Source organism: Streptomyces sp. CA-111067 (genome assembly GCF_050956065.1).
Classification (GTDB): Bacteria; Actinomycetota; Actinomycetes; order Streptomycetales; family Streptomycetaceae; genus Actinacidiphila.
Window position 1 is genome coordinate 4,726,015 of the sequence record NZ_CP192103.1, and the last position, 26,919, is coordinate 4,752,933.

Sequence of the window (26,919 nt, forward strand, 5' to 3'; positions counted from 1 at the left end):
GCGGGCAGCGCGCGGTACCCGGAACGCGGAGGTGCGGGTCAGTTCTGGGTCGCGAAGACGATCAGGTTGTCCACGGGGTGGCCGTTCGCGTCGAACGCGCCGTCGCAGGTGATCAGCCGCAGGGCGTGGGCCGGGGTCGGCCCGTAGACCTGCTGGGTCGGGAACGCCTGCTTGCTGACGCTCTCGGTGGAGGTGACGGTGAAGTGCGAGGACTCGCCGCGGGCGTCCGTCACGGTGATGTCCGCGCCCTTGGAGATGTCCTTGAGGTCATGGAACACGGCGCGGCCGTACCGGGTGGAGTTGTGCCCGATGATCACGGCGGGCCCCGGCTGCCCCGGCATCGGCCCGCCGGTGTACCAGCCGGCGGTCATCCCCTTGTCGGGGGGCGGCACTTCGACGGTGCCGTCGGATTGGAGGCCGAGGCGCATGAGGGAGGCGGAGATGTGGATGGAGGGGATGACGATTTTCGCGGGGGCGGCGGGGGGAGCCGACGCGGTCGACGCGTCGGGGGCGGCGGGGGTGGCCGGGGTGGTGCCGGCCGGCACCGTGGCGGGCACCGTGGCCGCGGTGGTGGCGGTGCCCGAGGTGGAGGAGCAGCTCGCCAGCGCGGCGAGGGTGGCGGGTACGAGCAGAAGGACGGCGGTGGCTCGCCGTGCGGCGGGCTTGAAAGGTGACACGGCTGGCTCCGGTACGGCTAGTCGAAGATCAACGGGCCCGCGATCGCACCGCCCCACCGGCCGGTGGGTTGGGCTGCGACCGCAGCCCGTTGCGGTGGGTGGGCTTGTGCGGGCCCGCTGTGGCTGAGCGCGCAGTTCCCCGCGCCCCTTTAAAACGCGGTCCGCTCGCGTCGGGCGTTGCTGGCGCGGCTTGGCGTGCGGTCCGCTCGCGCGGTGGGCGCCGCCACGGGGGCGGGCGGCACCCACCTGTCGGTGGGTTGGGCTGCGACCGCAGCCGTTTGCGGTGGGTGGGCTTGTGCGGGTCCGCTGTGGTTGGCGGCGCAGTTCCCCGCGCCCCTTTACATGCGGTCCGCTCGCGCGAGAGGGGTTTCGCTGACGGTTGGCGTCAACGGGCGCCCCTTACATGCGGTCCGCTCGCGTCGGGCGTTGCTGGCGCGGCTTGGCGTGCTTTCCGCTCGCGCGAGAGGCGTTTCGCTGACGGTTGGCGTCAACGGGTGCCCCGTCAGGGGCGCGGGGAACTGCGCGACCAGCCCCCACCGGGCGGTGGGTCGCGGGCGACCGCAACCTGTTGCGGTGTTGGGGCCGTCCGGCGCCGGCGGCCGGTGGCCCCAACTGCGGTCGCGCGCCCCCCACGGCGAGTGGGTCAGTTCGCCTCGTGGGCGGTGGAGCGGCGGCGGAGGACGATCGTGCCCGCTCCGGCCAGGAGCAGGGCGGCGGCGGAGGAGGCGATCAGGGTTGACGTCGTGTTGCTGCTGCCGCCGCCCTGGGTCGCGGGGGCCTCGCCCGCGGCCACCGGGCCGCGGGGCATCGTCTTGGTCGGGGCTGCGCCCTTCGCGGCCTTCGCGGCCTGCGCGGCCCGGTCGGCCGCGGCCTTCTTCTCGGCGACGGCCTTGTCGCGGGGGGAGGACGCGGCGGCGGACGCCGTGGGAGTGGGCTTCGGGGTCGAGTCGGCGACGGCCACTGCGGCCGGGAGCAGCATCGTGCCGGCCGCGACGGCGGTGAGGACGGCGAAGCGGAGGCGGAGGTGGCGGGACATGTGAGGCTCCAGTTCCAGCCCGGCCGGTGGTACCTGTCTGCCGGGTGGCAGCAGGCTCCGGGCGTGCTCCCAGACTGGCAACGACCTGTGAGGAACCTGTTAGGAAGTCATAGTGATCGCATCATCCGTGGGGCGGGTGTGACGACCCGGCCGCCTCCGGCCCGTCCTCAACTTCCCCCGGGCGCCCCGCCGTCGGCAGCCGCAGCGTGAAAACGGAACCCTCGCCCACCGTGCTGGTGACCCCCGCCGTCCCGCCGTGCGCCTCGGCGAGCTTCAGCACGATCGGGAGGCCGAGGCCGCTGCCTCCCGTGCTGCGCGTCCGGGACTTGTCGGCGCGCCAGAAGCGGTCGAAGACGTGCGGCAGGTCCTGCGCGGAGATGCCGCTGCCCGTGTCGGCGACCTCGAGCACGATCTCGCCCGGCGGCCCCGCGGCCCGCGCGCGAAGCGTCACCGTCCCGCCGGGGGGCGTGTGGCGCAGGGCGTTGGAGACCAGGTTGCTCACGGCCTGCCGCAGCCGCACCGGGTCCGCGTCGAACGTGTCGAACTCCGCCGGCCACGCGCCCCCTTCGGGCGGCCCGGCGACCACCAGCGTGACGCCGGCCGTCTCCGCCCGGCCCTGGTGCGCCGCGGCGACCTGGCCGAGCAGCTCGTCCACCCGCACCGGCTCCAGGTGCAGCCGCAGCGCGCCCGCCTCCGCCGCCGCCAGGTCCTGGAGGTCGTCGATGATGTGCTGCAACTGCACCGCCTCTTCGAGCAGCGACGCGACGAACGCCGGGTCGGGCTCGGCGAGTCCGTCCTGTGCCGCCTCCAGCCAGCCGCGGATGTTGCTCAGCGGCGTACGCAACTCGTGGGCCACGTCGCTGACCATCACCTTGCGCTGCTCCTCCAGCCGCGAGCGGTGCAGCGCCATGTCGTTGAAGGTGGCCGCCAGCCGGCCGATCTCGTTGTCCGCGCCGACCGGCACCGGCTCGGAGGCCAGCCCGTCCCGCATCCGCTGGGCCGCGCCGGTGAGCGCGTGCAGCGGGCGGACCAGCCGTACCCCGGCGATCACCGAGGCGCCGACCGTGAGGACCAGCACCAGCGCCGTGACCCCGGCGATCCGGGCGGTGTTGGACGGCGACAGGTCGAATCCGGGCACGCTGACCGCGCCCGGCGAGTCGATGAACAGCAGGGCGGGCGCGGCCACGTACGCGGTCAACTGCTCGCGCCGGGCGCTGTCCACGCAGGAGCCGATGGCCCGGTCGTCGGCGCTGTTGAGGGCCTTGGGCAGCGGCGCGGTCAGCGGTTTGCCCGCGTCACTGGGCGACCGCTCCTTCTCCTGGGCAGCCTTGGCCTCCGCGGCCTTCTTCGCGGCGGCGGCGGACCGGTTCTGGGCGGCCTGCTCGTCGGCGGCCCGCTTCTTCTCGGCGCGGGCGGCGCTGATGTCTCTCGTGCCGGACGTGGGGGCGGCGGCGGGATCGCCGGACGGGTACGGGTACGGATACGGCGTCGGACTGGCGGTGGCCGGCTCCCCGCCCGTCGCGGGGCTCTGGCCGGCCCGCGTCGCGTACCCGCGGTCCCAGGACAGATCCGGGTTGAGCTTGAGCTTCACCGCCGGGCGCCCCTGCCGCTTCAGGCAGGCGTCGGCCAGCTGGTCGAGCGCGCCGAGCGCCTTCTTCTCGGTCGCGGTGGGCGCGTCCGCGCCGGTGTCGCGGCACTTCTCCTCGGTCAGGGTGTCGGTGGAGTCGCCGACGAACTGCACCCGGGGCCGGCCGCTCGGGCCGATGGCGACGTCCGCCGCGATGCCCAGACTGCTGAGGCAGCTCACGCTCCGGTCGGCGGCCTTGCGCAGTTGCGCGACCTCGCTCGCGGGCAGCTGGAACGGGCCGACCGCCCGCGGATCGACCCGGTCCGCGCCGGCCTCGGCGGCGTCCGGCACCAGGGCGGTGTCGACGGACAGCGGATCGACGACCGCGGCGGACTGCGCGGGCAGCGGGGTGGTGGCGGACCCGCCGGACGATCCGGCCGATCCGGTGGCGGAGTCGAAGATCGGGCGGCGGTCCTGGGTGGTGAGGGCGATCCGGCGGCCGGACTGCCGGGCCAGGTTCCGTACGGTGTCGCCGACGCCGTCCCAGTCGGGGTGGGTGGCCGCGTAGCCCATCAGGGCGTTGTAGATCTCGGCGTCGGCGCTCAGGGTCTGGCCCTGCTCCTGGTGGATCGCGCCGGTGGTGGTCTGCACGGCGAGCCAGGCGGTGGCGGCGACGGAGCAGGACGCGACGAGGGCGGAGACGATCAGGAGGCGGCCGAGGAGGCTCTTGCGGAGCGGCATCCGGGCGCGGCGGGGGGTCTTGGCGGGGCGGGGGCTCCGGGGCGGGCCGGGTGTGCGGGCCGGGCGCGGTGTCCAGGTCCGGCGCGGTGTGCCGGCCGGGCGGTCAGGGCGTCGCACGGCGTATGTTCTTCGCGTCGCTCTTGGCCGGGTCGGTCAGCTTGTAGCCGACGCCGAACACGGTGATCAGCCGGGCCGGCCGCCGCGGGGTCCGTTCGATCTTCTTGCGCAGGTGCATGACGTGCACGTCGACGCTGCGGTCGCTGATGTACTTCTCGAAGCCGTGCAGCTCCTCCAGCAGGCGCTGCCGGGTGAAGACCCGGTCCGGCTCGGTCGCCATCGCCGCCAGGATCCGGAACTCGCCCGGCGTGCAGACCACGGGCGTGCCGTCCACTGACACCTCGTGCCTGGCCGGATCGACGCTCAGCGCGCCGACCGACAGCGGGCCGTCCTCGTCGGCGACGGCCTGGACGGGTTCGGGAGCGGGGGCCGCCGGCGGGCGGCGGCGGCGCAGCAGCGTACGGACCCGGGCCATCAGCTCCCGCGGGCTGAACGGCTTGGTCATGTAGTCGTCGGCGCCGAGGTCGAGGCCGAGCAGCAGGTCGTCCTCGGTGCTGCGGGCGGTGAGGATCAGCACGGGCACCTCGCGGCGCTCGGCGCGCAGGATCCGCACGACGTCCAGGCCGTCGGCTCTGGGCATCATCACGTCGAGGACGAGCAGGTCGGGCTCCGCCCGCCGCACCCCCTCCAGCGCCGCCATGCCGTCCTCGACGACGGTGACGGTGTGGCCCTCGTGCTCCAGGTAGCGGCGGACCAGTTCGGCCTGCTTGGCGTCGTCTTCAGCGACCATGATGTCTGCGCACACACCCTGAGGGTAGCCAGCGCGGGGTGCGGCGCCAGGGGCGTTCGGGGCACTTGGTGTGCCTGTTGCGCCCGGGGCGGCGGTCACACGTAGTCGTCCAGCCGGGCCACGGTGAAGCCCTGCGCGGCGATCGACTTCAGCATGATCCCCACCATCTTCGTCATCGACTCGCCCTTGAGCTGGGACGGTCCGCGGAAGTGCGCGAGGACGATGTCGCCGGGGTGGAACTTCTTGGTCGGGTCCTGGAACGTGACCCGCTTGATCTGCATGGTCTCCCGCCACAGGATGGCCGCGCGCAGGCCGCCGCAGGATTTCGCGGCGGCGAGGGTGGCGGCGTTCCAGTCGCCGTACGGGGGGCGGAACAGGCCGGGGCGGACGCCGTACTCGTGCGTCAGCTTGGCCTGCTGCGTGCAGATCTCGGCGCGCTGGCCCGCCGCCGAGTCGGTGGGGAGGTCGGCGTGGGTGAGGGTGTGGTCCTGTATGGAGTTGCCGAGGGCCTGGAGCGGCTTGAAGTAGCCGTAGTCGCTCTTGATGATGTCGTCGGTCAGGAACATCGTGAACGGGATGTCCAGGTCGCGCATCATCGCGACGAAGCGGGGGTCTTTCTCGGCGCCGTCGTCGAACGTGACGAAGACGATCTTCTGGGTGGTGGGTATCCGGCTGACGACCGGCATCAGCCCGGGGCCGGTGCGGACGGGTTTGACGGCGGGCGGGTGGGGCGGCAGCGGGAGGAGGGGCACGCCCCATTTGTGGAACGCGGCGGCCCGGTCGGCCCCCGGGGCCTTGGCCGCGTGCGTCGCGGCGGGCCGGACGGGGGCGGGCGAGCCGGTCGGCGGACCGGCGGCCGCGCTCGACCCGGAGCACCCGGTGGCGGCGGCCATCACCAGCCCGGCTGCCGCCGAGGCCGCCAGGACGGCCCTGGCCCACTTCCCGGGCCCTGATCTCACGCGCATCACGTCTCGTCCCGCCTCACCGCTCGCCGGCGACCGCCGGGGTTCACCTGGGATGATGCGGATCCGGTTCCCGGGGTTCCCTCTGCGACCGCAACCGGTCGCGGCGGTCGGGCTTGTGCGGGTCCGCTGTGGTTGGCGGCGCAGTTCCCCGCGCCCCTAAAAGCGGTCCGTTCGCGTCCGGCGTGAGGAATGCGCCCCGACAGGGGCGCGGGGAACTGCGCGACCGGCCACGACGGGGGCGGGTGCCGGGGGCGGCCGGATGGGGCTGGGCGGGGGCTCGCCTGTAGGGCGTTCTGTTCGCGTCCGGCGTGAGGAATGCGTCCCGACAGGGGCGCGGGGAACTGCGCGACCGGCCACGACGGGGGCGGGTGCCGGGGGCGGCCGGATGGGGCTGGGCGGGGGCTCGCCTGTAGGGCGTTCTGTTCGCGTCCGGCGTGGGGAATGCGCCCCGATAGGGGCGCGGGGAACTGCGCGACAAGCCACGACGGGGCCGAGGGCCGGGGGCGGCCGGATGGGGCTGGGCGGTGGGGGCCCCGGCCGCCGCGTTACAGAGGGGTGCTCGCCTGTTTGAGGGACTGGCGGAGCCAGCGTTGGGCGGGGTCGGCGTCGAGGCGGGCGTGCCAGAGGAGCCTGACGTCCAGCTCGGGGAGGGGAGCGGGGATCTCGAACCACCGGATGGCGAGCGTCCGGCTGTACTGCTCGGCCAGGCGCCGGGGGACCAGGCCCACGTACGGGCTGGACGCGACCAGCAGCGTGGCCAGGGCGAAAGCGGGGACCACCGCCGCCACCCGGCGTTGCAGGCCGGCCGCGGCCAGAGCGTCGTCCAGCGGGCCCCTGGTGCGCCCCCGGCGGGAGGCCGACACGTGGGGGTGACGGCACAGCTCCCGCAGGCTCGGGCGGCGGTGGCGGCCGAGCGGGCTGTCCGCGCGGACGATCCCGACGACCCGCTCCCGGTACAGCAGCGCCGAGCGGATGTCGGGCGCGACCACGTCGTTGACCCCGATGTCCAGGTCAACCGACCCGTCGCGCAGCGCCTCCACGCTCTCGTCGCCCTCGCCGACGAACCGCAGCACCACCCCGGGCGCGACCGCCGCCGTCGCCTCGACGGCCGCCACCGCCAGCGTCGCCGCGACCCCGTCGTTGATCCGGATGCTGAAGGTCCGTTCGAGGTCCCCGACGCTGACCTCCCGATCCGCGCTGATCAGCGCGGACGCCTCCTCCAGCAGCGACCGCACCCGCGGCGCCGTGCGCAGCGCGAACGGCGTCGGCGCCATCCCGCGCCCGGCCCGCACCAGGATCGGGTCGCCCATGGCCCGCCGCAGGCGGCCGAGTGCGCGGCTGGTCGCCGGGACCGACAGGTGCAGCCGCTCGGACGCGGCCGTGACGCTGCCGTCCTGGAGCAGCGCGTCGAACACGCGCAGCAGGTTGAGGTCGAGCTGATCCGCGGCAGGCATAATTGCATCCTACGCAATAACTCCTTGCCAAAGTTGCGTGGCGCGAACAGGTAAGCCGAACCTAACGTCGTCGGCATGGCTACCAACGACCTGATCCGCGCCCCCGCCGTGCGCGACGAGCCCCCGCCCGCCCCGCACCGCGCCCTCCTCGCGCTGATGTGCGCCTGCGTCGTCCTCGTCGTCGGCATGGTCGCCGCGATCAACCTCGCCGTCCCGATGCTCGCGGCCAGCGCCCTGCATCCGTCCGCGTCGGCACTGGTCTGGATCGTGGACACCTACGTGATCTTCTTCGCGTGCCTGGTGATCCCCGGCGGCGCCGCCGGCGACCGCTTCGGCCGCAAGGGCGTGCTGCTGGCCGGCCTCGGGCTGTTCGCGGCCGGCGCGATGCTGTCCGCGGTCGCGCCGGACGTGCCGCTGCTGCTGGTCGGCCGGGCCGTGACCGGGGCCGGGGCCGCCGCCGTCCTGCCCAACACCCTCGCCGTCCTGCTGCACGCGGTGCCGGCCGCCCGCAAGGGCCCGACGATCGCGGTGTGGGCGTCGATGACCGGCATCGGCGGCGTCATCGGCAACGTCGGCGGCGGCGCGGTGCTGTCCGGCGGCTCGTGGCGCTGGCTGTTCGCCGCCGCCGTGCCGATCGCGCTGCTGCTCGCCGCGCTGACGGCCCGGATCGTGCCGGTGTCCGCGCGGCACGACCGCCGGCTCGATCCCGTCGGCGCGCTGCTGCTCGTCGGCGCCTGCGTGGCGCTGCTGCTCGGCATCGTGCAGGGCCCCGAACAGGGCTGGGGCAGCCCGCTGGTGATCGGCGGCTTCGCCGGCTCGGCCGCGCTGTTCGCGGCCTGGACGCTGGTCGAACTGCGCGTCGAGCACCCGCTGTTGGACCCCCGGCTGTTCCGCGTCCCGGCGCTGCGCAGCGCCTGCCTGGGCATGACGGCGATCTTCTTCGGGATGTTCGCGCTGTTCTACGTCAACGCCTCGTTCCTGCAGTACGGCAAGGGCTTCAGCGTGCTGCGGACGGGTCTGGGGATCATCCCGCTGACCGTCCCGATCATCCTCGGCGGCCGGTACGTCGGACACCTGGTGCGGCGGATCGGCATGGACGCCACGATCGCGCTGGCCTTCGCCTTCGTCGGCTGCGGGCTGCTCGGCCTGTCCACCGTCGGCGCGCACACGCCCTACCCCGGATACGCGGGCTGGCTGGTGCTGACCGGCATCGGCGTGACGCTGTCGCTGCCGACGCTCTCCGGTGCGATCTCCGGCGCGCTGCCGTCCGCGCAGGCCGGCGTCGGGGCCGGACTCCAGTCCACCACACGGGAGTTCGGCAGCGCGCTGGGCGTCGCGGTGATCGGTACGGTGCTCACCGCGCGGTTCGTCGCCGCGCTGCCGCCGGACCTCCGCAGCGGCCACCACCACCCGCACACCGTGGCGCAGGCGCTCGCCACCACCCCGCCCGGCCGCGCCCACGACATCGTCACCGCGTTCGTCTCGGGCGCGGACAGCGCGCTGCGGGCGATCGGCGTGACCGTCCTGGTCCTCGGCGCCCTCGTCCTGCTCCAGTCGCTGCTGTCCCGGCGCGGCGCCGGAACCCCGGCCGACGCCGCCAACTGACCACCCCCGTAAGCCCTCACGCTCACCAGAAGGAAGACAGACATGCGGATCTTCGTCACCGGAGCCACCGGCTGGATCGGCTCGACCGTCGTGGACCAGCTGCTCGACGCCGGGCACGACGTCACCGGTCTTGCCCGTTCCGCCGCCTCCGCCACCGCACTTGAGGCCAAAGGCGCGGCGGCGCTGCGCGGCGACCTCGACGACCTCGACGGGATCAGGGCCGGCGCCGCCGCCGCGGAGGCCGTCGTGCACCTCGCCAACAAGCACGACTTCGCCAGCCCGGCGCTCAACAACAAGGCCGAGCGGGGCGCCGTGCAGGCCATCGGCGACGAACTCGCCGGTTCCGACCGGCCGTTCGTGCTCGCCGCCGCCATGTTCCGGCTCGCGCCGGGCCGGGTGGCCACCGAGCAGGACCGGTCACCGTTCCACGGGATCGACTCGATGCGCGGCGGCAGCGAGAACCTGGCGCTGGAGTTCGCGGAGCGCGGCGTCCACACGATCGTCACGCGGTTCGCGCCGACCGTGCACGGCGACGGCGACAACGGGTTCACGGCCGCGCTGGTGGCCACCGCCCGCGCCAAGGGCGTCTCTGCGTACATCGGCGACGGCGCCAACCGGTGGGCGGCGGTCCACCGTCTCGACGCCGGGCGGATCGTCCAACTCGCCCTCGACAAGCGGCTGTCGGCCGGCACCGTGCTGCACGCCGCCGCCGAGACCGGCGTCCCGACCCGCGAGATCGCCGAGGCGATCGGCCGCGGCCTCGGCATTCCGGTTGCCTCCGTCCCGGCCGACCGGGCGGCCGAGCACTTCGGCTGGCTGAGCCGGTTCTACGAGACGGACATGGCCGCGGCCTCCGAGGCCACCCGCGCGGTGCTCGGCTGGACACCGGGCGGACCGACGCTGGCCGGGGACCTCGGAAGCGGGTGCTACTACCGCTGAACGGGGCCGGCGTCGCGCGTCAACTACCGCCGGACGGGGGCGGATCGGCGGGGCCGGCGTCGGCAAATGTCGGTAAAGCAACGGCCCCGTTGCGGCAAAGTGCGGGTTCCGCTGCCATCTCGCCGTTTCCGGGACGGCCCGCCTCCCGGTGCGGGACACTGACGGCGTTTCCAGGGGGCGAGTGGCAACGGGTCGCGCCGGACCGAGTCCGGCTGCGCGGCCCGTGAGGGGGCGGGGTGCGGACTCCGATAAGTGATCCGCTGATGGTGGGGCCGTACCGGATCGTCGGCCGGCTCGCCTCCGGCGGCATGGGCTGGGTGTACCTCGGCAGGTCCGCCAGCGGGCGGGCGCTCGCGGTGAAGGTGGTGCGGCCGGAGATCGCGTCCGACCCGCAGTTCCGCGGCCGGTTCGCCCGCGAGGTCGACGCCGCCCGCGCGGTCAGCGGCGCGTTCACCGCGCCCGTCGTCGACGCCGACCCGACCGGCGACCCGCCGTGGCTCGCGACGCTCTACGTGCCCGCGCCCTCGCTCGCCGACGCGGTACGGGCCGACGGGCCGCTGCCCGAACCCGCCGTGCGGGCGCTCGCGGCCGGGCTGATCGAGGCGTTACAGGCGATCCACGCGGTCGGCGTCGTGCACCGGGACCTCAAGCCCGCCAACGTGCTGCTGGCCGAGGACGGGCCCCGGGTCATCGACTTCGGCATCTCGCTGTTCGGCGCCCCCAGCACGATGACGCAGGTGGGGACGGTGATGGGCACGCCGCCCTTCATGTCGCCCGAGCAGTGCGCGAGCCGGCCGGCCGGGCCGTCGAGCGATGTGTTCTCGCTCGGCGCGGTGCTCGCCTACGCCGCGAGCGGGGTGCCGCCGTTCGGGTCGGGCGCCGGGGTGATGTACCGGATCAGCCATGAACTGCCCGTCCTTGACGGGGTTCCGGCCGGGCTGCGCGGGCTGGTCGAGAGCTGCCTCGCAAAGCGGGCGGAGGAACGGCCGGGGCTCGCCCGGCTGCTGGAGCAGATCGTCGGCCCGGACGGGGAAGACGAGCCCGCCACCGTCACCGGACCCGTTGCCTCTGAACAGCCGTGGCCCGCGCCCGAGTTCGGCACCCAGTGGCCGCCGCCGACCGTCGTGGACGACATCCGGCAGCGCAACGAGGACCTGGCGGCCCGGGTCGACACCCGCTCCTCGGCGGCGGCGGTGCCGTCCTATCTGCTGCTGCACGCCCGGACGCTGCTCGACGCGGGGCTGACCGACGCCATGGTCGCCGGGGCGGTGCGCCGTGTCTGACCCCGAGGCCGCAGCCGACGAGCAGCTCGAACTCGGCCCCGACTGGCGGACGCTGGTCAACTCCTGGGCGCAGCAGGGCGGTTATCCGGCGACCGGCGACGAGGACTCGCTGTCCCTGGAGTTCGACCTGCCGGCCACCGGCCGCCGGATCACCATCCGCTTCATGACGGCCAGGGACCTGCTGGTCGCCTTCATGACCGACGGCAACACCCTGCGCCCCGACCAACTGGCGATCGGCGCCGCCGCGTCGAACGCGTGGAACACCGAGCAGCTGCTCCCGATGCTGTCGGTCTGGGACGTGCGCGGGCCGAGCCCGTGTCTGGCCGGGGTCTGCGTCCTGCCGCTCACCTGCCGGATGTCACGGCGGGAGTTCGGCGTGCTGGCCGACAGGTGGGCCGAGCACGCACGCCAGATGTTCACCCGGTGCCACCGGGTGTTCCAGCTCTAGCCGGAGGGGCCCCACGTGTCATCCGATACGGCACACCGCTCGTCCGACCCGGCACGCCGGGGCCGCCGCCGCCCGGTCGCCGTGACCATCGCGGCCATCGCGGCCACCGGGCTGGCCGGGCTGCTGGCGTTCGGCCTGGCGGCGGCCGGTCCCGCCGCGGCCGACACCTCGCCGCGCCCCGCCACGACGACGACCGCCTGCCCGCAGACGCCGACCCCGACCCCGACGCCCAAAGCCGGCGCCACCACCCCGCAGTCGTCCTCGAACACGATCACCGTGGTCAAAGTGTCCGGCAGCAAGGAGAGTTCGAGCGGGAAGGACGGAAAGAAGAAGACCGCCTCGCCGAGCCCCTGCCCGGGCACGTCCACAGGCGGCGGCCACGGCTGGCTGGTCCCCGGCGCGATCGCCGCCGGCCTGCTGGTGCTGTGCACAGCGCTCGGCACCGCGATCCGCCGCTCCGGCCGCACCTCGCACCCGCCGGCCCACACCCCGGCCGCCGTCCCGTACGCCCACCGCGCGTCGGCGGGCCCGGCGACCAGGCGCCCGCCGGCCCCGACTCCGGCCCCGACCACGGCCGAAGCCCCCGTCCCGCCCCCGCGCCGTACCGCCGCCACCCCGCGCCCGCCCGGCCTGCGCCCCGCCACCGTCAGCACCCATCTTCACCCCCAGGGCTACGTCGCCATCGACGACTGCCTCTACCGGGCGACCTGGGCGGAACCCGGTGAACTCCCGCCAGGCCCGGGCGAGTCCGTCGCCGTGGCGCACCCCGATCCGCACGACGACTCGCGGGACCCCGGCGTCCTGCTCGCCTTCCCCGCCGACCCGCCAGCTCCAGGGAGACACCATGCGCGATGACACCCACCCCAGAACCGTCCTGAACAACCCGCAGGCCGCGGCGATGCCGCAGCAGTACGCCGACATCGAGATCGAGAACAACGCGCAGCGGCTGCCGCTGGTGCTGTGCCTGGACACCTCGCACTCCATGTCGGGCGCCCCGATCGCCTCGCTCAACGAGGCGCTGCGCGCCTGGACCAGGGAGCTGCACGACGACGTGGCCCTCAGCTACAGCGTCGAGGTCGCCGTGCTGACCTTCGGGGACAACGGCGTGAACGCGTGGCAGGGCCCGACGGTGCTGCCGCCGAACAGCCCGGTCAGCCCGTTCGTGCCCGCCCACCGGTTCCAGCCGCCGCAGTTGAGGGCGGCCGGGGTGACCCAGATGGCCGAGGCGCTGGAGCTGGCGATGCAGGTGGTGGCGGCCCGCAAGGCCGAACTGCGGCAACTCGGCCTCCAGTACTACCGTCCGCAGGTGTGCCTGGTCACCGACGGGCTGCCGACCGACGCCACCGGGCACCTCAGCGACAGCTGGCAGCAGGTGGTGCCGGTGGTCACCGAGGCGCAGCAGGCCAGGCGGTTCCGGCTCTACGCGATCGGCGTCGGCAGCATCACCGACCGCGGCGAGGCCGTACTGCGGGCTTTCGCACCGACGTTCAACGCCCGCCTGCAGGGGTTCCCGTTCCGCGAGCTGCTCCAGATGATGTCGGCCAGCGCCAACGCCGAGCAACGCGGCGCGGGGGACGAGGTCTTCGAGAAGATCTTCAGCCAGTTCAAGACACAGCGCCCCGCCTGGGAAGCCTGAACCACCGCTGGTCCGAGGGACTTTGGGGGACGACGATGGCAGGTATCACATCCACCGCCGGGCGGTCCGGCGTGACGGCCGGGCCCTGGCGGGTGCACGGCGTCAGCGTCGAGGGCTACCGGCACCGGCGGACCGGCACGCCCTGCCAGGACGCCTGGCGGCACGAGGTGTCGGGCCCGCCCGGCGCACGGGTGACAGTGCTCGCGGTCGCGGACGGCGCAGGCAGCCGCTCGCGCTCCGACGAAGGCTCCGCGCTCGCCGTCCAGTTGGCCGTCGAGTGCTTCGCGCGCCGCGCGGCCGGCTGGCCGCAGACCACCGCCGGGGTGCGGGACGGGCTGCGGGACGGATTCCTCGACATCCGCGCCGAGTTCCTGCGCAGAACCGGGGACGAGGCGGCGGAGTTCGCGACCACGCTCACCGTCGTGGTGCTCGCGCCCGACTGGACCGGGCACCTCAGCGTCGGCGACGGCTTCGCGGTGCTGCGGGCCGGATCGGTGGACGGGGTACGGCAGTTCCACCTGCTGCCGCAGCCGGCGGCGGCCAGCGAGTACAGCAACGAGACGGTGTTCCTGACCTCCGCGGAGGCCGACCGGTGGATCCGGGTGGACTGCGTACGCGACCCCGGCGTCGACGGGGTGCTGCTGTCCACCGACGGCCTCGCGCAGATCGCGCTGACCTGGGCCGACGGCGCCCCGCAGCAGCCCAGCCAGTCCTTCGTGACGGCCGTCCTGCAGAGCCTGGACGCGCCGGGCGCCGACCCCGACCAGGACCACGAGGCGCTGGCGGCGCTGCTGCGCTCGGACCGGCTGACCCAGGTCAACGCCGACGACAAGACGCTGCTGCGGGCGGTGCGGCCGTGAGCGGGCGGCGGATCCTGCTGAACGGGCGGCCGGCCGAGCTGTCCGAGCAGCCGCTCAAGAGCGGCGGCGAGGCCGCGGTGTTCACCGTGGCCGGTGACGACGGCGTCGTGGTCAAGCTCTACCGGGACACCCCAGGACCCGAGCAGGAGCGGCGACTTGAGCGGATGCTGCTGATGAACCCGCTCGGCGGCCGGCCGGTCGGGTCGTCCCAGCCGTCCGAGCTGGCCTGGCCCACCGCGTCGGCCCGCGGCCTGGACGGGGACTTCCTCGGCTACGCGATGCGGCGGTTCGGCGAACCCCAACACGTGCGGCTGATCGGGCTGTTCACCCGGGCGCAGCGGCTGCGGCTGTTCCCCGAGCACGCGGACTGGCGGTTCCTGCTCGGGGTGTGCTGGAACCTGGCGTTCATGACCGCGCGGATGCACGCGGAGGATCTGGTCGTCGGGGACTTCTCCAGCAACAACGTGGTGGTGGACGGCAACGGCTACGTCACCTTCCTCGACTGCGACTCGATCGCGTTCACCGACCCCACGACGCGGGAGTCGTTCCCGTGCCTGATGCAGACCGCCGACTACTGCGCCCCCGAACGGCAGAAGGGCGGCCCGGCGACCGCCGCCACCGACGACTTCGCGCTCGCGGTGCTCGTGTACCAGCTGCTCACGGTGGGCAACCACCCCTTCGGGGGCGTGCCGCACGACAGCGACTCGCAGGCGACGGTCAAGGACAACATCGCGGCGAGCTGCTCGTACGTGGTCCAGCCCGAGCGGCTGATCGTCCCGCGCGGCGCGCTCGACCCGGCGGTGCTGCCGCCCCCGCTGCTGACCCTGGCCCGGGCGGCGTTCGGCCCCGGCGTGCTCGACCCGGCCGCCCGCCCGTCCGCCGAGCAGTGGCTGCGCGCCCTGGACCAGGAACGCGCCCGAGTCCGCCGCTGCCCGGCGCGGCCGCACCACGCTTACGGCTCCCACTTGGACGGGTGCCCCTGGTGCGAACGGGAGCGGCGCACCGGCCAGGACGATTTCAACCTGCCGGTACCCCCGCCGCCCCCGCGGCCCCCGGCTGCCCCGGTGCGGGCGCACCAAGGCCGTACGGCGCTGATCGCGGTGGTGGTTCTGCTGCTGATCGTGATCCTCCTCGTGGTGGCAAGCTGACGCGACCTGCCGCGTCGCCCGGGCCGCACGTTGCTCCCGGCCCGCAAGGGCGCTCTCCAGGGGCGCGGGGCTGTGTCTGATGTGCGGCTCCGCCGCGTGGGCGCGACTTACCCCGGCATCACCAGGGGCGCGGGACTGTATTCGATTTGCGGCTGCCGCCGCGTGGGCGCGACTTACCCCGGCATCACCAGGGGCGCGGGGAACTGCGCCACCAGCCCACCGCCGGCCTGGGGGCACCCCCGGCCGAAGGTTGGGGGAGGTCGGGAAACAACAGGACCAGCCCCTTCGGGCCGGTGGTAAGGCGCGCCACCGTCGTGGCTTGTCGCGCAGTTCCCCGCGCCCCTGGTGATGCCGGGGTAAATCACTCGATTGGCTCACGCGAATGTCCCGCGCGGCGGGAAGCGCGGAGGGTGGGGGGCATGCGTCCGCATACCTTCAGGCGGGTGCCGTATGCGGCGGCACTGGCCTTCCTCGCGACCTGCTCGGCGCCCCTGCACCCGGCGCACGGGCCGGACACCGAGCGCCTGCACGCCGTGTCGCTGCGCCCGGCGCTCATCACGCGGGCGGCCTGGCACGCGGACCAGAAGGACGTACGCGGCGGCCTGCTCTACGACGCCTCGGCCACCGCCGTGTTCGTGCACCACACCGACAACCCCAACGCGTACACCTGCGGCACCGACGTGCCGGCCATGCTGCTCGCGCTCGAACAGCGGCACATCGCGCTGGGCTGGGACGACCTCGGCTACAACTTCGTCGTCGACCGGTGCGGCGGCATCTACGAGGGCCGCACCGGCAGCGCCGACCGTGACGTGCGCGGCGCGCACACCGAGGGCTTCAACGCCGGCACCGTCGGCATCGCCGCCCTCGGCACGTTCGGGCCCGGGCAGATCCCGCCGCGCCCGATGCTCCAGTCGATCGCGGCCATAGCGGCCTGGAAGCTCGCCCCCGGCGTCAACCCGCTGGGCCAGGTCAGGCTGGTGTCGAGCAGCGACGACAGCCGGTACCCGAAGGGCACGGCCGTGCAGATGAACGTGATCTCCGGCCACCGTGACGCGTACCAGACCGACTGCCCCGGCCAGTCCCTCTACGACGACCTGCCGTGGATCCGGCAGACCGCCGCCCGGCTGCGCGAACAGGCCGCCCGGGACGGCTGAGAAAGCGGACCGGACCGTTCCGGTGGCGGTCGGATGAACAGCAGGTGGGGCCGGGTTTCCGCGTGTGCCGGGAGGGGCTACGCTGCCCTTCCAGCGCTCCGCCGTCTGCGGATGCTGCTCATGACCTGTGGGGGGTCCACACGATGCGCATGACGCGCACTCGGCGGCGTGCCGTAATCGGCGCCACCGCCATCATCATGTCCGCGAGCCTCGCCGTCGCCGTCGCGCCGGCCGCCTTCGCGGACTCGAATCCCGGCTCGGTGTACCAGGTCGTCACCAACGACGACGGCACCGTGAGCTTCTACACCACCGGTGAAGTCCAGGACGGCTCGGTGGAGTTGAGCGTCCGGGCGTCCACCGCCGACGACGCGCCCGTCCTGGCCACGGTCGACGCGTCCGGCTTCACCGGCACGCACACCACCGACGCCCTCGAGCTGCCGTCCGGCACCGCGTACGGCGACTACCCGATTGACGTCAACTGGAAGCTGAGCGACGGCACCCAGGAGCACACTGCCCACCTCGGCTCGCTCAACTACCGCAAGCACGCGTCGGTCGAGGACGTGACGACCGACCGGACGAGCACCGACTTCACCCACCGCACCGTCACCATCGGCGGCAAGGTGAACGTCCTCGACCCGGCCACCGGGAAGAACACCCCGGCCGGCGCGGGCGTCACCGTCCGGCTGGTCTGGTGGGACGACGTGTCCCCGGCCTCCCGGGTGTCGCGCACCGCCACCGTCGACACCGACGGCGGCGGCGGCTTCACATTCCCGGTGACGCCCGGCGGCACCCTGATCAACGGTTCCGCGCAGGTGGTCGGCACGTCCGACACCATCCCGACGCGGACCGCGGGGACGGTGCCCGACGTCGACGTCAGCTCGGACTCGTACTCGATCGCCGTCACGTCGACCCCGGCCACCGTGCACAAGGGCCAGTCGATCACCGTCAAGGGCAAGGTGTCGCGGTACGACTCCGCCAACGGCACCTACGACCTGCCGTTCGCCGGCGCCCCGGTGGTGACCACCTCGGTGGACCCGGACAACTACGCCTACACCGTCCCGCACCGGCTGACCGGCGCCACCACGGCCGCCGACGGCAGCTTCTCGTACCAGATCACGGCCAACATGACGACGACGCTGCACACGTACCTGGCGCCGTCGCCGTACCTGCCGTACATCAACGAGAAGCAGAACACCGTCAACGTGCCCACGGCGACGAGCGTGACGCTGCCGGCGTTCTCGATCGACGAGTACGGGCTGGTGAAGACCACCGGGCGGCTGACGGGGAACTCCTCCAACCAGTCGCTGTGGCTGCAGTACTCGCCGAACGGCAAGTCCAACTGGAAGAACCTGTCGCACATCACGACGGGCTACACCACGTCCACGTACACCTCGTTCTTCATGCAGGCGTACGGCTACACCGACGGCTACTACCGGGTGATCCACTTCGAGAGCCCGCAGCTGCTCGGCTACGCGCAGCCCGCGCACCGGCTCAACCGGATCGACACGCAGATGTCGATCGCGGCCAGCACCACCCGGCCGGCCGGCGCCAACTCGAAGATCACCTTCACCGGTGTCACGATCGCCATGTCGTCCAAGGGCTGGATCCACTACAACCACGCGCACGTGGTGCTGGTGTACCGCCCCAAGGGCGACACGCAGTGGTACTGGGTCCAGAAGGGCTACACCAACTCCGCGGGCAAGTACAGCTTCACCACTCCCGCGTACGGCGACGGCACCTGGGGCACGTACCTGGACACCGACGCGCACCACTTCTACAGCCAGTCCAAGAACGTGAACGAGGACGTCCGTTGACGTCCCGGATTACGTCCCGGACGGCGGACCGGATGGCGTCTCGGATGACGTCTCGGGTCTGAACACCCGTTCCTGAACGGCCGATACGGCCGCCCCGGCGCGAACTTCCGCCGCCGGGGCGGCCGTCGGCGTTTCCGGGCCTGGCGTTTGCAGGGCCCGTGCCGGGCCGGTCAGCCGCTGACGACGACCTGCCATACGATGGCCAGCCGGGGCGCCTCCAGCAGCACCCAGTGCGCGTACATGCCCGGCATCACCTCCGCGCGCAGCCCGACGCCGTCCGGCGTCCCGACCCCGACCGCGGACGCGTCCGCCAGCCGGTCGAGCGCCTCATGGATCTGCTGCTGCCGCTCGGCCCCGTACGTGCCGAGCTCCATCGCGACCTCAGCCGTGGTCGTCACCCGTACCCCGCTCACCGGCCCACCTCTTCCGTCCGCTTCCGTCCGCCGCGGTCGCCGCCGCGCCCGTCTCCTCCACCGTTGTCTCCCGGACCCGCCTGCCCGCGAACCGCCGGGACAGACCCGCTGGTCGGCGCGGGCGGGCCAGGTGGGGGAATTCCCGGATGCGCCGGGCGATGGCGGGCAGGCTCCTGCACGACGAGACCCATGAGGAGGCGTCCGTGCCGGAGACCGAAGCGCCCGAGGAGGCAGACAGGAGCGAGGCGACCAGTCCGCCGCTGGACGGCGCCGCCGCCGCGCAGGCCGAGAGCGACGACGGCGGCGCGCCGCGGCCCCCGTACCGGGCTCACGCGTCCCGCGACGGTGAGCAGTGGCACTTGACGGTCAGCGGGCTGGACGACCACCCCGACCGCGGCGAGGTGGACGCGGTCGTCATCACGGTCACCCCGGACTCGCCGGACTCTCAGGACCCCCAGGACTCGCCGGACGGCTTCCCGGCCGCCGAGCTCGACCGCACCCTTGACCAGTGCGGCTTCGCCCGCGACGGCGAGTGGACCCGCGCGGACGGCCGGTGGACGGCCGGCTGCCGTCAGCCCGACATCCACGCCGCGCCGCCGGCCCCGCCGCTGCCGTCCGAGTGACGTACGGGTGACGTTCGAGCGACGTCCGCGTGAGGTGCGAGTGGGGTCCGCTCAGCCCGTCGAGGCGGCCGGGCCGCTCTGCGCGAGCAGGGTCGTGACCAGGGCGCGGAGGCCCGCCGGGTAGGTGTCGCGAACCGCCAGCGCGTGCCAGCGGGGGCCGATCGCCGCCAGGTGCGGGACCTGGGAAGGGTCGAAGGAGTCGCGGAACGCCGGCCGGTCCTTGGCCGGGCGGCGGCGGGCGGAGTGCGCGCGGACCAGGATCTCGCCCACCGTGAAGTACCAGACGCTGCGGAAGAGGTCCACGGACTGCTCGGGCGTGCAGCCGTGGTCGTCCGCCCCGGCGATGATCGCCTCGACCATCCACAGCGCCGACTCGTCCAGCAGCCCGACGAAGCCGTCGGTGGTCAGCACCTCCGCCGCCCACGGCCAGTCCGCGAGCGCGTCGTGCATCGCGGTCGCGGCGAGCACGATCCGGTCGGCCGGGTCGGCGGGCAGGACCGGGCGCTCCAGCAGGTCGATGTGGTGGTTGAGGACCTGGATCAGCAGGTCGTCCTTGTCCTGGATGTGGTGGTAGAGCGTCGTCGCGCCGATGCCGATCTCGGCGGCGAGCCGCCGGATCGTGAGCTTCTCCCAGCCGTCGCGGTCGATGAGCAGCCGGGCCGCGGTGAGGATCGCGTCCCGCGAGGTGACGGGAGGCCGCCCGGTACGGCCGCCGGGCGCGGGCGGGCGGGATTGCGGGCGGTCGGACGGTCGGGCGGGCGGTCGGGGCATGGCCCCCATCATGCCGCGACGGCGGGGCTGCGGGGCTGCGGGGTTCGCGGTATGCCGGCGGGGGTGCGGGGTTCGCGGTGTGCCGCGCGGGCGGCGGTGCGGGGTTCCGGGACTGCGGGGTTCGCGGATGTGCCGGCGGGGGCTCGGGGTTCGCGGTATGCCGGCGGGGCTGCGGGGTTCGCGGTGTGCCGCGCGGGCGGGAGCGCGGGGTTCGCGGTGTGCCGCGCACGCCCGGCCGCCCCGGCGTGCGGCGGCCTTGCCGGCGTCCGGCCACCTGTTGTGCGGGCCTTCGTCGGCGTCCGGCCACCCCCTTCTCCACCCGTGTGCCGCCGACCCCCGCCCCTATCGGCGTGGACGAGCGACTGCTACCGGTGCTACTTTCGGAACATGTTCCGAAAGTCGAGACGAAAGAGCGGGTCGCGTGATGACGAATAGTTCTGGTGGGCCGGCGGTGCGGCCGGGTGAGGAGCCGGCGGTGCCGCCGCCGGACGGGTCGGCGGTGCGGCCGGGGCGCACCCTGGCCGTGGTGGCCGTCGTGCAGTTCATGGTGTCGCTGGACCTGTCCGTCGTGAACGTCGGACTCCCGCGGATCGCCGCCGGCCTCGGCTTCGGCCCGGTCGGCCTGACCTGGGTGATCCACGCCTACGCCCTCACCTTCGGCGGGCTGCTGCTGCTCGGCGGCAAGGCCGCCGACCGCTACGGCCGCAAGCGGGTGCTGCTGCTCGGGCTCGGCCTCTTCGGCCTCGCCTCGCTGGCCGGCGGCCTCGCGCAGGAACCCGGCCAGCTGGTCGCCGCCCGCGCGGTCCAGGGCATCGGCGCCGCCTCGCTCGCGCCGGCCGCGCTGGCCCTGCTGACCACGGCCTTCCCCAGCGGCCGGCCGCGGGTCCGCGCCTTCGGCGTGTGGAGCGCGATGAACGCGGCCGGCGGGGCGCTCGGCGTCGTGATCGGCGGTCTGCTCACGCAGTACGCCAGCTGGCGCTGGGTGATGTTCGTGAACGTGCCGATGGCGGCGGGGGCGCTGGCGCTGGCCTGGCGCGGGGTCGCCGACCGGCCGCGCACCCGTGACGCCGGTGCCGCGCGCGGCGGGCGGCCCGACGTGCTCGGCGCCGTCCTGGCCACCGGCGGCATGACGCTGCTGGTGTTCGGCGTCGTCCGCACCGACCAGCACGGGTGGACCTCGGCGGTCACCCTGGCGACGCTCGCCGTCGCCGTCGTGCTGCTGGCCTCGTTCCTGTACGTCGAACGGACCACCGCGCGCGAACCGCTGATCCGGCTCGGCCTGTTCGCCAACCGGTCGGTCGCCGCGGCGAACGGCTACAACCTGCTGGTCGGCGCGGCCATGACGCCGGCGTTCTACTTCGTGTCCCTGTACCTGCAACGTGTGCTCGGCAAGGGGCCCGCGGTGACCGGTGTGATGTTCCTGCCGTTCACGTTCGCCCTGATCGCGGGCTCGGTGCTCGCCGTCAAGCTCGGCTACCGGCTGCCGCCGCGCACGCTGCTCATCGCCGGCGGGCTGCTGACGGCGGTCGGCCTCGGCTGGTTCGGCCTGATCAGCTCCGACGGCTCATTCGCCGCGGACATCCTCGGCCCCTCGATCATCGGCGGCGCCGGCTTCGGCCTCTGCCTCGGCCCGGTCGTCTCCATCGCCACGGCCGGGGTGGCCCCGCACGAGACGGGCACGGCGTCCGGCCTGCTCAACAGCTCCCGCCAGATCGGCGCGTCGCTGGGCCTGGCCGCACTGGGCACGGCGGCCCAGCACCGCACCGGCTCGCTCACCACGCCGGCCACGCTCAACGCGGGCTACGGCCTGGGTCTGACGCTGGGAGCGGCGCTCCTGGTGGCCGCGGTCCTCATCGCCGCAACGGTGCTCCGCGGCACCCGCCCGCAGATCCCCGCCCCGACCCAATCCGGGCAACGGGACCTGCTCCCGGCGAGCGACTAACCCCCCGGGGGTGTGGGGCTGTCGTTGGTGTGCGGCTCCGCCGCGCGAGCGTGTTGCCCCGGCCGGGTTGCGCCCCGTAGGGGCGCGGGGAACTGCGCCACCAGCCACAGCGCGCCTGCAGGCGGCCGACCGCCTAGCCACTTCCGGTAGTGCCGGACCACCCGGCCGGTGGTGGGCTGGTCGCGCAGTTCCCCGCGCCCCTGGGGAAGCCGGGGTAAGTGGCGCCCGCGCGGCGGAGCCGCATGTCAGATACAGTCCCGCGCCCCTGGGGAAGCCGGGGTAAGTGGCGCCCGCGCGGCGGAGCCGCATGTCAGATACAGTCCCGCGCCCCTGGTGATGCCGGGGCACATCGCGCCCGCGCGGCGGAGCCGCATATCGGCAGCAGTCCCGCGCCCCTGGGGAAGCCGGGGCACATCGCGCTCACGCGGCGGAGCCGCATATCGGCAGCTGTCCCGCGCCCCGGGGGAAGCCGGGGCGCAGCCCGTCGGCGGGGCCGGGTCACGGGGTGAGGATGACCTTGCCGGCCGCGGTGCCGGACTCCGCGAGGCGGATCGCCTCGGGGGCGGCCGTCAGGGGGAACGTCGCTGCGATCTGGGGGGTGACCTCGCCGCGGGTCACCGCGGTGAAGACGTGGGTGAGGTCGGTGCGGAGGCGGGAGCGGAAGCGGGGCTTTGAGAAGGCGCGGCCGGCCCAGACGTTGAAGAAGTAGGCGCTGCGGCGGTTGGGGAGGGCGTTCCAGAGCCAGATCCTGGCCAGGAGCTTGAACACCGGCCACTGCTTCGAACCCGCGTCATCGCGCGTCGCCGCGCTCCCGTACGACACGAGCGTCCCGCCGGGCGCGAGCAGCCGCCAGGAGTCGGTGATGCCGCGACCGCCGACGTGGTCGAACACCGCGTCCACCCCGCCGGGGGCGAGCGCGCGGACCTGCGCGGGGATGTCGCCGGTGCGGTAGTCCACCGGGCTGACGCCCCGTTCGCGCAAAGCATCGTGATGCCGGGCCGACGCCGTACCGATCACCTTCACGCCCGCCGCCTGCGCCAGCTGCACCAGGACCGAGCCGACCCCACCGTTCGCACCGTGCACCAGGATCGTCTGCCCCGCCCGCACCCGCGCCTTGCGGTGCAGCATCTGCCACGCGGTGATGCCGTTGACCACCACGGTCTCGGCCTCCGCCGCGCCGATCCCGTCCGGCACCGGCACCGTGTCGGCCGCCTCGACCAGCACGTGGCTGGCCCAGCCGCCGACCTTGACCAGCGCGGCGACCCGCTGCCCGGCCAGCGCGGGGTCCACGTCCTCGCCGGTCGCCAGCACCGTGCCGACCAGGTCGTAGCCGGGCACGAAGGGGAACGGCGGCTGGTCGTAGTAGCGCCCGCGGCGCATCTGCTGCTCGGCGAACGAGACCCCGGTGGCCTCCGTCCTGATCAGCACCTGGCCCGGTCCCGCGGTGGGGACGGCCCCGTGCCGGATCTGGAGCCCCTCCGGCTCCACCGTGCCCGGCAGGACGACCTCGGTCAGTTCCTCGGTGACGGTCCGGGTGTTCATGGCGACCTCCGCTGGCTAGCTGTTATTGCGTTCGTTAGAAGTTATAACTCCATCGCTCTGTGAGAGTCAATAGCTCGCGTGATAGCCTCTAACTCGCTGGACCGAAGGTGGTCATCCCGGTGGGGAAAGGTGCAGGTCATGGCGGAGACGGCGACCCCGCGCGAGCGCTACCGCACGCAGGTGCGGGCGGAGGTCAAGGAGCGGGCCTGGGAGCAGATCGCCTCGGCGGGGGCGTCCGCGCTCTCGCTCAACGCGATCGCGAAGCAGATGGGCATGAGCGGCCCGGCGCTCTACCGGTACTTCGCCGGCCGCGACGAGCTGATCACCGAGCTGATCCGGGACGCGTACCGCAGCCTGGCCGACACTTTCGTCGCCGCCGCGGCCTCAGCGGCAGATCCGGCCCCAGCCCCGTCCGGCCCCGACCCCGTCCCCGACCCGGGCCCGTCCGCCCCTGTCCCGGGTCCGTCCGCTCCTGTCCCGGACCCGTCCGGCGCCGGCCCCGCCTCCGTCCCGGGCCCCGCCGGGACCGACCCCGGCGCCGTCCTTACCGCCCTCGCGCGCTCGCTCCGCGCCTGGGCCCTCGCCGACCCGCACCGCTACTTCCTCATCTACGGCACGCCCGTCCCCGGGTACCACGCGCCCGAGGACATCACCGGGATCGCCCGCGAGATCATGACGTCGCTGCTCGACGCCGTCGTCGGCCTGCCCGCCACCGCACCCGCGACCCCGTTCGCCGTCCACCTCGAAACCCACCGCCCGTGGGCCGAGGGGCACCCCGCGCCGGCGTCAGCGCTGCACCGGGCCCTGACCTTCTGGACCAGGCTGCACGGCGTCCTGTCCCTTGAGCTTGCGGGCCACTTCACCGGTATGGGGTTCGACCCCGGGCTGCTCTACGCCGCCGAGCTGGACGCCCTGCTCACGGGGGCTGAGACGGTCTAGCGGGCCTCCGGCCCAGGTTCCGTGCGCCTTCGCCGTACCGCCGCCGGGCGTGCCCGCCTCCGGCACGGGTGCCGCCGAGTGCCGCAGGCAGGAGACGACCACCACGACGGGCCACAGCGCCTGCGCGCAGGTCAGCACCCGTTCGGCCACCCCGGCGGCCCCGTTGACCTGGATCTCGACCAGGAACCAGGCGGAGCCGGCCACCATCAGCGCGGCCGCCGCCAGCGACGGCACCGGCCGCAGCCCCCACGGCCCGTTCCCGCTCCGGCTGGACGCCAGGATCGGCCACATCGTCATCAGCGAGAATCCGACGGCGACCACGGTGCCGTGCGAGAGCGAACCGCCGGTCAGCGGCGCCGGCACCCACGCCAGCACCATCGCCGCGATCCCGGCGGCGCCGAGCGCCACCCGTCCGGCGGGTTTGGCGGCCCGCAGGCCCCAGGCGGTCGCCAGGTAGCACACGCCCAGTGCGATCAGCGTCGCGGTCAGCGCCCAGTAGGCAGCGGTGTTGCCCGCCGCCAGCACGCTGATCGTCTGCCGGACGGGGTTGTAGGTCGGCCCCTCAACCACCGTCGCGATCGTCGAACCACCGATCAGCAGGACAGGAGCGCAGCTGGACGAGATCACGGCCCACCACGAAACAGGTCCCATTACTCCACGGTAAATCGGCTCGGCCGCGCTTTCCTGCTGACCGGGTCCGGCCGGGGTGCGGCCCCGGAAAACCGCCGGGCCCGCCCACCGAAGTGGACGGGCCCGGTTGCATACGTGCTCAGGTCGCGGAATCCGCGCAGGTCAGCGCGTCAGCACAGGCCAGCGGCAGGTCAGCGGACGCGAATCGTCACCGTCACGGTCTTCAGGACCGCCGGCAGCTTCGTCGTGTCGACCTTCAGGATCTCGCCGCTGTCGGTCGCACCGGTCGGCGGCAGCACCTTCTGGTGGACGGTCCACTTGCCGTCGGGGTCCACGGCGATCGTGTCGATGCCGAAGTCGTCGTCGTTCGACAGGTAGACCGTCTTGCCGGCGTCCGTCGTGGCGACGCCCTCGACCTTGTCGTGCGCGAAGAACGTGCCGCTCGGGTCGAGCTGGCTGACCAGCGTCCCGACGTTCAGATACGGCTGCTTCTGCGCGACGTTCACGCCGGCGGCGGTCAGCGCGGCGAGCGCGTCGTTGGTGCCGTCCTTGCCGACGAACGCCTCGGGCGACTTGCCGCCGATGGTCAGGCCGCTGACGTCGGTGGCGCCGTTGGTGTCGACCTCGTAGAGGTTCTTCTGCGCGAACGGCTGGTAGTTGCCGTCCCGTTCGTCGATCAGGAACTTCGTGCTGCTCAGCGCGGTGATCTCGCTGTTGGCGTCACCGGTGTCGTCCGGGTCGTCCAGCAGGTAGAGGTACTGCTTCGCCTGGTACGTGCGGAGGTTGATCGTCACGATCCGGGTCGGCGAGGTGTTGCCGGCCTTGCTGCTCAGGTCCGGCTGCTGGAGCGCGGCCTGCATGACGCCCACCAGGGTCGACCCGTCGGGCGTGATGGTCAGGCCCTCCATGCCCTTGTTCGTCAGGCGGTTGGCGAGCTCGGCAGGCAGGTACCCGAGGATCTTGTGATAGGCGTTGTCGGGGCTGTCCCGGTAGGGGGTCAGCCGGCCCAACTCGTAGCCGTCCCGGTCGAAGTGCGTGATGTACGGGCCGTACTCGTCCGACACCCAGAACGTTCCGTCGGGCTGGGCGACCAGGCCCTCGGAGTCGTAGCCGTACGGGTCGCGCTGCACCGGCACGGGGGTGCCGCCGTTGGCGTTCGTCGCGTTGACGTCGTCGATCGTCTCTTTGGTGTCGTGCGGCGGACGGCCGCTGTACGGGACGCCGCCGAGCCCCTTCGGGCCCTTCAGGGTGACCTTCTTGACCAGCTCGGCCTTGCCGCCGACGAGCTTGAACTCGCCGATCTGCGGGGTGAATCCGAGCATCATCTCGGACTTGTTCCCGTCGGGCGCGTCCGCGTTCGGGCCGCGGTCGGTGAGGCCGTAGAAGTAGCCGGAGTGGCCGGGCACCGGGGCGAGCGAGGAGCCGTAGCCCTCACCGGAGATCTGCGTGGTGGTGCCGCCGGGGCCGGCGACCTTCCCGAGCGGGGGCAGCGGGGCCCCGTTGGACTGCGCGTCCTTGAACAGCTGGACGGCGTCGGTCGTGGTGTACGTGAAGGTGTCCGTGCCCTTGAAGCCGGACGCCGGGGTGTACGTGAACGAGCCGTCCGCGTCGACCGTCGCGGTGCCGTGCGACGGGTCGGTGTGCCGTACGACCGCGGTGGCGCCGCGGTCGTTGCGCATCACGTTGCCGGTCACGGTGCCGTGCCCGGAGAAGGAGTCGGCGCTCGCGCCGAAGTCGTGCGTGGGCGCGGACAGCCACCCGTGTGCCTGCGCGACGGCGGTCCCCGCGCCGACCACGGCGAAGGAGGCGACGATCGCGACGGCGATGCGGCTGCGCTTGCGCGAGAAGGGTCGTGAAGTCATAGCCCTGAACTTGACGTTCCATG

General features: G+C 73.5%; 23 protein-coding genes and 1 pseudogene. 13 read left to right on the forward strand and 11 right to left on the reverse strand.

Going from position 1 to position 26,919, the window contains the following annotated elements; translation table 11 throughout:
• Nucleotides 1–38: 38 nt before the first annotated feature.
• The 6 genes from ACQPW6_RS20645 to ACQPW6_RS20670 all read right to left on the reverse strand — a co-directional run bounded on the left by ACQPW6_RS20645 (nt 39) and on the right by ACQPW6_RS20670 (nt 7,287).
• Nucleotides 39–677 carry a class F sortase gene (locus tag ACQPW6_RS20645; RefSeq protein ID WP_433891135.1) on the reverse strand — a complete coding sequence of 213 codons (639 nt, stop codon included), beginning with the start codon at nt 675–677 and terminating at the stop codon, nt 39–41.
• A 643-nt stretch (nt 678–1,320) separates the two neighbouring features.
• A complete protein-coding gene (locus ACQPW6_RS20650) occupies nt 1,321–1,713 on the reverse strand; it encodes a hypothetical protein (protein ID WP_433891136.1) in 393 nt (130 codons plus the stop codon).
• Between the two features lie 121 nt (nt 1,714–1,834).
• A complete protein-coding gene (locus ACQPW6_RS20655) occupies nt 1,835–4,021 on the reverse strand; it encodes a sensor histidine kinase (protein WP_433891137.1) in 2,187 nt (728 codons plus the stop codon).
• 103 nt (nt 4,022–4,124) lie between these two features.
• Nucleotides 4,125–4,883 (reverse strand): response regulator transcription factor, encoded by a 759-nt coding sequence (locus ACQPW6_RS20660; protein WP_433891138.1) that lies wholly within the window; start codon nt 4,881–4,883, stop codon nt 4,125–4,127.
• A gap of 80 nt (nt 4,884–4,963) precedes the next feature.
• Entirely contained in the window at nt 4,964–5,833 is an 870-nt protein-coding gene (locus ACQPW6_RS20665) for a polysaccharide deacetylase family protein (protein WP_433891139.1), read from the reverse strand.
• 545 nt (nt 5,834–6,378) lie between these two features.
• Nucleotides 6,379–7,287: a LysR family transcriptional regulator gene (locus tag ACQPW6_RS20670; RefSeq protein ID WP_433891140.1), complete on the reverse strand. Its 909-nt coding sequence runs from the start codon at nt 7,285–7,287 to the stop codon at nt 6,379–6,381.
• A 75-nt stretch (nt 7,288–7,362) separates the two neighbouring features.
• Here ACQPW6_RS20670 and ACQPW6_RS20675 point away from each other — a divergent pair, with 75 nt between their 5' ends.
• From ACQPW6_RS20675 to ACQPW6_RS20720, 10 genes are all read left to right on the forward strand, one after another.
• Nucleotides 7,363–8,892 (forward strand): MFS transporter, encoded by a 1,530-nt coding sequence (locus ACQPW6_RS20675; RefSeq protein WP_433891141.1) that lies wholly within the window; start codon nt 7,363–7,365, stop codon nt 8,890–8,892.
• 42 nt (nt 8,893–8,934) lie between these two features.
• Nucleotides 8,935–9,831: an SDR family oxidoreductase gene (locus ACQPW6_RS20680; RefSeq protein ID WP_433891142.1), complete on the forward strand. Its 897-nt coding sequence runs from the start codon at nt 8,935–8,937 to the stop codon at nt 9,829–9,831.
• 236 nt (nt 9,832–10,067) lie between these two features.
• Nucleotides 10,068–11,114 carry a serine/threonine-protein kinase gene (locus ACQPW6_RS20685; RefSeq protein WP_433891143.1) on the forward strand — a complete coding sequence of 349 codons (1,047 nt, stop codon included), beginning with the start codon at nt 10,068–10,070 and terminating at the stop codon, nt 11,112–11,114.
• A complete protein-coding gene (locus ACQPW6_RS20690) occupies nt 11,107–11,562 on the forward strand; it encodes a hypothetical protein (protein ID WP_433891144.1) in 456 nt (151 codons plus the stop codon). Before ACQPW6_RS20685 ends, ACQPW6_RS20690 begins: the two co-directional genes overlap by 8 nt.
• A gap of 15 nt (nt 11,563–11,577) precedes the next feature.
• A complete protein-coding gene (locus ACQPW6_RS20695; RefSeq protein WP_433891145.1) occupies nt 11,578–12,417 on the forward strand; it encodes a hypothetical protein in 840 nt (279 codons plus the stop codon).
• A complete protein-coding gene (locus tag ACQPW6_RS20700) occupies nt 12,407–13,198 on the forward strand; it encodes a vWA domain-containing protein (protein WP_433891146.1) in 792 nt (263 codons plus the stop codon). Before ACQPW6_RS20695 ends, ACQPW6_RS20700 begins: the two co-directional genes overlap by 11 nt.
• A 35-nt stretch (nt 13,199–13,233) precedes the next feature.
• On the forward strand, nt 13,234–14,058 hold the full coding sequence (locus tag ACQPW6_RS20705; protein ID WP_433891147.1) for a PP2C family serine/threonine-protein phosphatase: 825 nt from the start codon (nt 13,234–13,236) through the stop codon (nt 14,056–14,058).
• Nucleotides 14,055–15,206: a hypothetical protein gene (locus tag ACQPW6_RS20710; protein ID WP_433891148.1), complete on the forward strand. Its 1,152-nt coding sequence runs from the start codon at nt 14,055–14,057 to the stop codon at nt 15,204–15,206. Before ACQPW6_RS20705 ends, ACQPW6_RS20710 begins: the two co-directional genes overlap by 4 nt.
• Nucleotides 15,207–15,625: 419 nt before the next feature.
• Nucleotides 15,626–16,360 (forward strand): N-acetylmuramoyl-L-alanine amidase, encoded by a 735-nt coding sequence (locus ACQPW6_RS20715; RefSeq protein WP_433891149.1) that lies wholly within the window; start codon nt 15,626–15,628, stop codon nt 16,358–16,360.
• A gap of 149 nt (nt 16,361–16,509) precedes the next feature.
• Nucleotides 16,510–18,174 carry a hypothetical protein gene (locus tag ACQPW6_RS20720; RefSeq protein WP_433891150.1) on the forward strand — a complete coding sequence of 555 codons (1,665 nt, stop codon included), beginning with the start codon at nt 16,510–16,512 and terminating at the stop codon, nt 18,172–18,174.
• 170 nt (nt 18,175–18,344) lie between these two features.
• On the opposite strand, the gene ACQPW6_RS20725 is transcribed toward ACQPW6_RS20720, so the two are convergent.
• Complete coding sequence (locus ACQPW6_RS20725) at nt 18,345–18,587, reverse strand: hypothetical protein (protein ID WP_433891151.1); 243 nt, start codon at nt 18,585–18,587, stop codon at nt 18,345–18,347.
• 158 nt (nt 18,588–18,745) lie between these two features.
• Between ACQPW6_RS20725 and ACQPW6_RS20730 the strand changes: the two genes are divergently transcribed.
• Nucleotides 18,746–19,210 carry a hypothetical protein gene (locus ACQPW6_RS20730; RefSeq protein ID WP_433891152.1) on the forward strand — a complete coding sequence of 155 codons (465 nt, stop codon included), beginning with the start codon at nt 18,746–18,748 and terminating at the stop codon, nt 19,208–19,210.
• Between the two features lie 51 nt (nt 19,211–19,261).
• On the opposite strand, the gene ACQPW6_RS20735 is transcribed toward ACQPW6_RS20730, so the two are convergent.
• The gene (locus tag ACQPW6_RS20735) at nt 19,262–19,981 is read right to left on the reverse strand and encodes a TetR/AcrR family transcriptional regulator (protein ID WP_433891153.1); all 720 of its coding nucleotides are present in this window, start codon (nt 19,979–19,981) and stop codon (nt 19,262–19,264) included.
• A gap of 424 nt (nt 19,982–20,405) precedes the next feature.
• Between ACQPW6_RS20735 and ACQPW6_RS20740 the strand changes: the two genes are divergently transcribed.
• Entirely contained in the window at nt 20,406–21,923 is a 1,518-nt protein-coding gene (locus tag ACQPW6_RS20740) for an MFS transporter (protein WP_433891154.1), read from the forward strand.
• 498 nt (nt 21,924–22,421) lie between these two features.
• On the opposite strand, the gene ACQPW6_RS20745 is transcribed toward ACQPW6_RS20740, so the two are convergent.
• Entirely contained in the window at nt 22,422–23,465 is a 1,044-nt protein-coding gene (locus ACQPW6_RS20745; RefSeq protein ID WP_433891155.1) for a medium chain dehydrogenase/reductase family protein, read from the reverse strand.
• A 138-nt stretch (nt 23,466–23,603) separates the two neighbouring features.
• Between ACQPW6_RS20745 and ACQPW6_RS20750 the strand changes: the two genes are divergently transcribed.
• On the forward strand, nt 23,604–24,404 hold the full coding sequence (locus ACQPW6_RS20750) for a TetR/AcrR family transcriptional regulator (RefSeq protein ID WP_433891156.1): 801 nt from the start codon (nt 23,604–23,606) through the stop codon (nt 24,402–24,404).
• A 105-nt stretch (nt 24,405–24,509) separates the two neighbouring features.
• Here ACQPW6_RS20750 and ACQPW6_RS20755 read toward each other — a convergent pair.
• Nucleotides 24,510–25,055, reverse strand: a pseudogene (locus tag ACQPW6_RS20755) (DUF998 domain-containing protein); the annotation flags it as partial.
• Nucleotides 25,056–25,225: 170 nt separating this feature from the next.
• Nucleotides 25,226–26,896 (reverse strand): esterase-like activity of phytase family protein, encoded by a 1,671-nt coding sequence (locus ACQPW6_RS20760; protein ID WP_433891157.1) that lies wholly within the window; start codon nt 26,894–26,896, stop codon nt 25,226–25,228.
• Nucleotides 26,897–26,919 lie beyond the last annotated feature (23 nt).

Bases quoted from the DNA above. Each gene is read 5' to 3' on its own strand.
- ACQPW6_RS20670 (WP_433891140.1), bottom strand. From the start codon at position 7,287: ATGCCTGCCGCGGATCAGCTCGACCTCAACCTGCTGCGCGTGTTCGAC.
- ACQPW6_RS20740 (WP_433891154.1), top strand. From the start codon at position 20,406: ATGACGAATAGTTCTGGTGGGCCGGCGGTGCGGCCGGGTGAGGAGCCG.
- ACQPW6_RS20665 (WP_433891139.1), bottom strand. From the start codon at position 5,833: ATGCGCGTGAGATCAGGGCCCGGGAAGTGGGCCAGGGCCGTCCTGGCG.
- ACQPW6_RS20675 (WP_433891141.1), top strand. From the start codon at position 7,363: ATGGCTACCAACGACCTGATCCGCGCCCCCGCCGTGCGCGACGAGCCC.
- ACQPW6_RS20705 (WP_433891147.1), top strand. From the start codon at position 13,234: ATGGCAGGTATCACATCCACCGCCGGGCGGTCCGGCGTGACGGCCGGG.
- ACQPW6_RS20650 (WP_433891136.1), bottom strand. From the start codon at position 1,713: ATGTCCCGCCACCTCCGCCTCCGCTTCGCCGTCCTCACCGCCGTCGCG.
- ACQPW6_RS20700 (WP_433891146.1), top strand. From the start codon at position 12,407: ATGCGCGATGACACCCACCCCAGAACCGTCCTGAACAACCCGCAGGCC.
- ACQPW6_RS20745 (WP_433891155.1), bottom strand. From the start codon at position 23,465: ATGAACACCCGGACCGTCACCGAGGAACTGACCGAGGTCGTCCTGCCG.
- ACQPW6_RS20715 (WP_433891149.1), top strand. From the start codon at position 15,626: ATGCGTCCGCATACCTTCAGGCGGGTGCCGTATGCGGCGGCACTGGCC.
- ACQPW6_RS20655 (WP_433891137.1), bottom strand. From the start codon at position 4,021: ATGCCGCTCCGCAAGAGCCTCCTCGGCCGCCTCCTGATCGTCTCCGCC.
- ACQPW6_RS20730 (WP_433891152.1), top strand. From the start codon at position 18,746: ATGGCGGGCAGGCTCCTGCACGACGAGACCCATGAGGAGGCGTCCGTG.
- ACQPW6_RS20735 (WP_433891153.1), bottom strand. From the start codon at position 19,981: ATGCCCCGACCGCCCGCCCGACCGTCCGACCGCCCGCAATCCCGCCCG.
- ACQPW6_RS20760 (WP_433891157.1), bottom strand. From the start codon at position 26,896: ATGACTTCACGACCCTTCTCGCGCAAGCGCAGCCGCATCGCCGTCGCG.
- ACQPW6_RS20720 (WP_433891150.1), top strand. From the start codon at position 16,510: ATGACGCGCACTCGGCGGCGTGCCGTAATCGGCGCCACCGCCATCATC.
- ACQPW6_RS20680 (WP_433891142.1), top strand. From the start codon at position 8,935: ATGCGGATCTTCGTCACCGGAGCCACCGGCTGGATCGGCTCGACCGTC.
- ACQPW6_RS20750 (WP_433891156.1), top strand. From the start codon at position 23,604: ATGGCGGAGACGGCGACCCCGCGCGAGCGCTACCGCACGCAGGTGCGG.